Source organism: Chloroflexota bacterium (genome assembly GCA_026713825.1).
GTDB lineage: Bacteria > Chloroflexota > Dehalococcoidia > Lucifugimonadales > UBA1127 > UBA1127.
The window spans coordinates 1-6,167 of sequence record JAPONS010000058.1 but is presented as its reverse complement, the minus strand read 5'-3'; the positions used below and the strand labels follow the sequence as shown (position 1 = coordinate 6,167).

The following is a 6,167-nucleotide window of genomic DNA, read 5'->3' as shown; positions in this document are numbered from 1 at the left end:
GGCATCTCCAAGCGCAGTCACCTGCGGGCCGTGGCCGATGACATCTTCGTGGCTCTGTCGCAGACGCTCCTCGCCATCACCCTGCTGCCCTACCAGGCCTGGCTGATGGCGGACGCCGTGATGCGCACGCTCGGGCGGCTCTACGTGACGAAGCGGAGCCTCCTCGAGTGGGTGCCTGCCGCCCAGGCGGGCTACGGGGCCGAGCTGAGCCTCCAGGCGTTCTACCGGCACCTTCGTTGGGGAATCGTGCTCGCCGCCCTCGCTGGCCTGCTCTTCGTCGTGCTCGAGCCGGGAGCGTGGCCCGTGGCCACACCATTCGTTCTCCTCTGGGCGCTGTCGCCCGTCATCGCCTGGCGGATGAGCCTCCCGCCGAAGCTCGTGGAGGCACAGGTTCTCTCTTCCCGGGAGATGAGCTCCTTGAGGCTCCTCGCCCGCCGCACGTGGCGCTTCTTCGAGACCTTCGTGGACGAAAAGGAGAACGCGCTTCCGCCCGACAACTTCCAGGAAGACCCCGAGCCGGTGATCGCCCACCGCACCTCGCCGACCAATCTGGGTCTCTATCTGCTGAGCGCGACGGCCGCTCGTGACTTCGGCTGGATCGGGGCGCTCGACATGGCGGAGCGGCTCGAGGCCACGCTCGACACCATGAGCCGGCTGCGTCGCTTCCGCGGTCACTTCTTCAACTGGTACGACACGCGGACCCTCGAGCCGCTCGATCCCGCCTACGTCTCCACCGTCGACAGCGGAAATCTGGCCGGGCACCTGATGGCCATGGCGCAGGCCTGCCGCGAGCTCGCGCAGCGCCCCCTGTTCGGCCCGGAGAGGCTGGAGGGCATCCGGGATGCCCTCCAGCTGGTTCTCGAGGCCGAGGATGTGGCCGAGCCGGCCCGGCGCACGCAAACGGTGACGGAGGCGCATCTGCGCGAGGCCGCAGAGGCGATGGCGGCCGCTCTCGACGAGACCCCGACATCCCTTCCCGAATGGATTCGCCGGCTCGACGAGCTGGAGGCCCAGGCGGAGAACCTCCTGGACATCGCGCGCACGCTCTCGAGCGAGGGCGAGGAGGGCTCCCGATCCGAAGTCCTGGTGTGGTCGAAGAGCGTGCGGGACTGCATCGCGAGCCACGCCCGCGATGTCGACACGGCCCTGCTTCTCGAGGGTCTGGATGCGTCCGAGCAAGCGGAGAGCAGCCTCGGGCACCAGCTCTCGGCTCTCGCGCTTCGCGCCGAACAGATGGTCCAGGCCATGGACTTCCGCTTCCTCTTCGACTCCTCGCGCAAGCTCTTCTCCATCGGCTATCGCGTCGCCGACGGCACACTCGATCCCAGCCGCTACGACCTGTTGGCCTCCGAGGCGAGGTTGGGAAGCTTCGTGGCCATCGCCAAGGGCGACGTCTCGCCCCGGCACTGGTTCCTCCTCGGCCGGGCTCTCACGCCGGTGGGGCGCGGTGCCGCTCTCGTCTCCTGGTCGGGCTCCATGTTCGAGTACCTGATGCCGCTGCTCGTGATGCAGGAGCCCGCCCGCAGCCTGCTGGATCTCACCTGCCGTCTCGTGGTGGCGCGCCAGATCCAGTACGGCACGGAGCGGACGGTCCCGTGGGGGGTCTCCGAATCGGGCCACGGTCTTCGAGACGTGGAGCTCACCTATCAGTACTCCAACTTTGGCGTGCCGGGCCTGGGGCTCAAGCGAGGGCTGTTCGAGGACGTCGTGGTGGCTCCCTACGCGACGGCACTTGCGGCCATGCTGGAACCCACGGAAGCGCTCGACAACTTCGCGCGCCTCGAGGCGGCCGGAGCCCGAGGCGTCTACGGGTTCTATGAGGCGCTCGATTACACCCCATCGAAGCTGCCCGAGAACGCGCGGGTGGCCGTGGTCCGGAGCTACATGGCCCATCACCAGGGAATGACCCTCGTCTCCCTGGGCAACGTGGTTCACGACGGCCTGACCCGCAGGCGCTTTCACGCCCATCCCATGGTCCAGGCGGCGGAGCTCCTGCTCCAGGAGCGGACGCCGCGCGCGGTGGCGGTGACCCGGCCCCGGGGCGAGGAAGTGCGGGTGGCGCCGCTCGTACGCGACCTCGTTCTCCCCACGCTGCGTCGGTTCGAGTCGCCGCACGACATCACGCCGCGCACCCACGTTCTCTCGAACGGCCGCTACACGGTCATGATCACAGCAGCGGGCTCCGGCTTCAGCCGCTGGAACGACCTCGCCGTCACCCGCTGGCGGGAGGACACGACGCGCGACTGCTGGGGCACCTTCGTCTTCCTGCGCGATGCCGACACCGGCGACGTCTGGTCCGCCGGCTTCCAGCCGAGTGGAACGGAGGTCGACCACTACGAGGTCGTCTATTCCGAGGACCGGGCCACGATCGTGCAGCGAGACCGCTCCCTGGCCATCACCCTCGAGATCGTGGTGTCCCCCAAGGACGACGCCGAGCTCCGCCAGCTGACGGTGACCAATGCCGGGAGCCGGGAGCGCGAGATCGACTTCACTTCCTACGCGGAGATCGTCCTGGCTTCCCAGGGCGCGGACGAGGCGCATCCCGCCTTCTCGAACCTCTTCGTGGAGACGGAGTTCGTTCCCGAGCTCGGGACCTTGCTCGCGACCCGCCGCCCGCGTTCGGCCGACGAGCCCCGGGTCTGGCTCGCTCACCTGACCGCCGTCGAGGGGGAGCCGACCTCGCCGCTGCAGTACGAGAGCAGCCGCGCGCGCTTCCTGGGCCGGGGGCGCGGGATTCGGTCTCCGCTGTCCGTGCAGGACGGGGGGGCCCTTTCGGACACGGCGGGGGCGGTTCTGGATCCGATCGTGAGCCTCCGGCAGCGGCTGGCGATTCCCCCGGGAGAGGCAGTTCGCCTGGTGTTCACCACCCTCCTGGCGGCCTCCCGGGACGAGGCGCTCGAGCTCGCCGAGAAGTACCGCCAGCCGGCAACCTTCGAGCGGGAGAACTCGCTGGCCTGGACCCAGGCACAGGTCCAGCTGCACCACCTCCGGGTCACGCAGGACGAGGCGCATCTCTTCCAGCGTCTCGCCAACCGTCTGCTATACACCGATCCCACGTTGCGCGCAGCGCCTTCGGTCCTCGCGGCGAACCGCAGCGGCGCGTCCGGCCTCTGGCCCTACGGCATCTCCGGCGACCTTCCCATCGCCCTGGTCCTCGTCGAGCGGGACGAGGAGCGCAACTTCGTGCGACAGCTCCTGCGCGCGCAGGAGTATTGGCGCATGAAGGGGATTGCCGCCGACCTGGTGATCCTCAACGCCACCGGCGCCTCCTACGCACAAGCGCTCCAGGAATCCCTCGAGGGGATGGTGCGAGCCAGCCAGGCGGCGGGCGAGAAGCAGCGCAAGGAACAGGGACGCATCTATCTGCTCCGCGCCGACCTCGTGTCTTCGCGCGACCAGACCCTCCTGCGCGCGGCGGCGCGAATCGTGATTTCCGCGCACCGCGGGAGCCTGTCCGAGCAGGTGGTGCGGCTGGGAGCCCCCCGGCCCGGGCCGGTTCCGCCGCGTCTCCGCCCGACGCGCGAGAAGGCCGACAGCGTCTCTCCTCCGGAGCTGGATCTGGCGTTCGAGAACGGCCTCGGCGGATTCGCAAAGGGCGGCCGCGAATACGTCACGGTCCTGGGCAAGGGGCAGTGGACCCCGGCTCCCTGGATCAACGTGGTAGCGAACCCGGGGTTCGGCTTCCAGGTCTCGGAGTCGGGCTCGGGCTACACCTGGTCCGGGAACAGCCGCGAGAACAAGCTCACGCCCTGGACGAACGATCCCGTCAGCGACACGCCCGGGGAGACGTTCTACGTGCAGGACGAGGACAGCGGCCAGACCTGGGGACCGACCCTTCTGCCCATCCGGGAAGAGCCCTGGCCCTACGTCATCCGGCACGGCCAGGGCTACAGCCGCTTCGAGCACGAATCCCACGGCATCGCGCTGGATCTCCTGCAGCTCGTGCCCGTCCGGGACCCCGTCAAGATCTCGCGGCTCAGCCTGGAGAATCGCTCGGACCGCAAGCGGCGCCTTTCGATCACGGCCTATGCGGAGTGGGTGCTCGGCGTCTCCCGGAGTGTCTCCGCACCGCACGTGGTCACCGAGATCGACTCCGCGACGGGAGCTCTCTTCGCGCGAAACCCGTGGAACGGGGAGTTCGCGGACCGGATCGCGTTCGCCGATCTGGGCGGGCGGCAGACCTCCTGGACGGGCGACCGACTCCAGTTCCTGGGCCGGAACGCCAGCCTCGACCACCCCGCGTCGCTGGAGCAAGGGCAGGAGCTATCCGGGAAGACCGGTGCGGGCCTGGACCCCTGCGCCGCTCTCCGGACGCACGTGGAGCTCGAGCCCGGCGAACGCACGGAGGTGCTCTTTCTGCTGGGCCAAGGCGAGGGTCCTGAGCAGGCTCGAACCCTGGTCGAGCGCTACCGCGCGCTGGGCTGCGAGACGGCTGTCCGCGAGGTCGAGGAACACTGGGACGAGCTGCTCGGCACCGTGCAGGTCGAGACGCCCGATCCGTCGATGAACCTCCTCCTCAATCGCTGGCTTCTCTACCAGACCCTCTCCTGCCGCATCTGGGCCCGCTCCGCGTTCTACCAGTCCGGAGGGGCCTACGGGTTCCGCGATCAGCTTCAGGACGTCCTGGCGCTGGCCGTGGCGAGGCCGGAGCTCGTGCGCGATCACCTTCTCCGAGCCGCCGCCCGGCAGTTCCGGGAAGGGGATGTCCAGCACTGGTGGCACCCGCCGACGGGCCGCGGGGTTCGCACCCGGATTTCCGACGACCGCCTCTGGCTGCCCTACGCGGTGGCGCACTATCTCCGAACCACCGAGGACGAGGCGGTGCTCGACGAGGACGTGGCGTGGCTCGAGGGGCCAGCGCTGGAGGAGGGTCAACAGGAGGCCTACTTCGCGCCCTCGGAATCGGAAGACCGGGCAACGCTGTACGAGCACTGCGCGCGCGCCCTGGATCGGAGCCTCGACCTGGGCCTCCACGGCCTGCCCTTGATCGGAGCGGGCGATTGGAACGACGGCATGAACCGCGTCGGCCACGAGGGCCGGGGCGAAAGCGTCTGGCTGGGCTGGTTCCTGCTCGCGAACCTGCGGGAGTTCGCGCGGATTGCGGACTTGCGCGGGGAAGCAGAGCGTGCGGCGAGCTGGCGGAGGACTGCCGCTTCTCTCGAGGCATCCCTCGGGGCGGAGGCCTGGGACGGGGCGTGGTACAAGCGCGCGTTCTTCGACGACGGGACGCCGCTCGGGTCCGCGCAGAACGACGAATGCCAGATCGACTCCATTCCCCAGTCCTGGGCGGTCCTCTCTGATACGAGCGACAAGCAACGCGCGCGCCAGGCCATGGAGTCCGTGGAGGAGCACCTCGTCCGGCGGGAAGAGCGGCTCGCGCTGCTCTTCTCCCCGCCCTTCGACCGAACACCCCTCGACCCCGGATACATCAAGGGATACGTCCCCGGCATTCGGGAGAACGGCGGGCAGTACACGCACGCTGCCGCCTGGTCGGTCGTCGCGTTCGCCATGCTCGGCGAGGGAGACAAGGCCAAGGATCTCTTCGATCTGCTGAGCCCCATCCATCATGCGAGCCGTCGCGCGAGCACCCACCGCTACAAGGTGGAGCCCTACGCCGTGGCCGCTGATGTCTATTCCGGAGATCCCCACGCGGGGCGGGGGGGATGGACGTGGTACACGGGGGCTGCGGGCTGGCTCTACCGCGCGGGCCTGGAATGGATCCTCGGCTTCCGCAAGCAGGGTTCCAACCTCTGCGTCGATCCCTGCATCCCCCGGGAGTGGAAGCACTTCGAGATCAGCTACCGCCACGGCGGCACCCACTACCGGATCCGCGTCGAGAATCCGAAGGGGGTCTGCCGCGGAGTCTCGCGGCTCAGCCTCGACGGAACCCTGCTTCCGGGAGGAGCACTCGTGCCCCTGTCCGACGACGGTTCGGACCACCGGGTGGAAGTGGTCCTTGGATAGGCGTTCACCCCGATCCAGGGTACCGACACCATTCGTGCTCTCATGCACGCTAACGGCTCGGCCTGAGCCCTCTGGTGGTCATGAAGCTGTAGAGCGCGGTCCGGGACACGCCCGTGAGCTTGGCGATGGCGGTCTTCGAGATGCCCAGCTCGAGGAAGCGCCGGATCATGCACTCGACGTAAGCACCGCGCTTCGTTACCGAT

General features: G+C 68.9%; 1 protein-coding gene. It reads left to right on the top strand.

Features of this window, described 5'->3' with window-relative positions:
* Nucleotides 1–144 precede the first annotated feature (144 nt).
* Entirely contained in the window at nt 145–5,964 is a 5,820-nt protein-coding gene (locus OXC99_07375) for a hypothetical protein (GenBank protein ID MCY4624804.1), read from the top strand.
* Nucleotides 5,965–6,167: the final 203 nt, after the last annotated feature.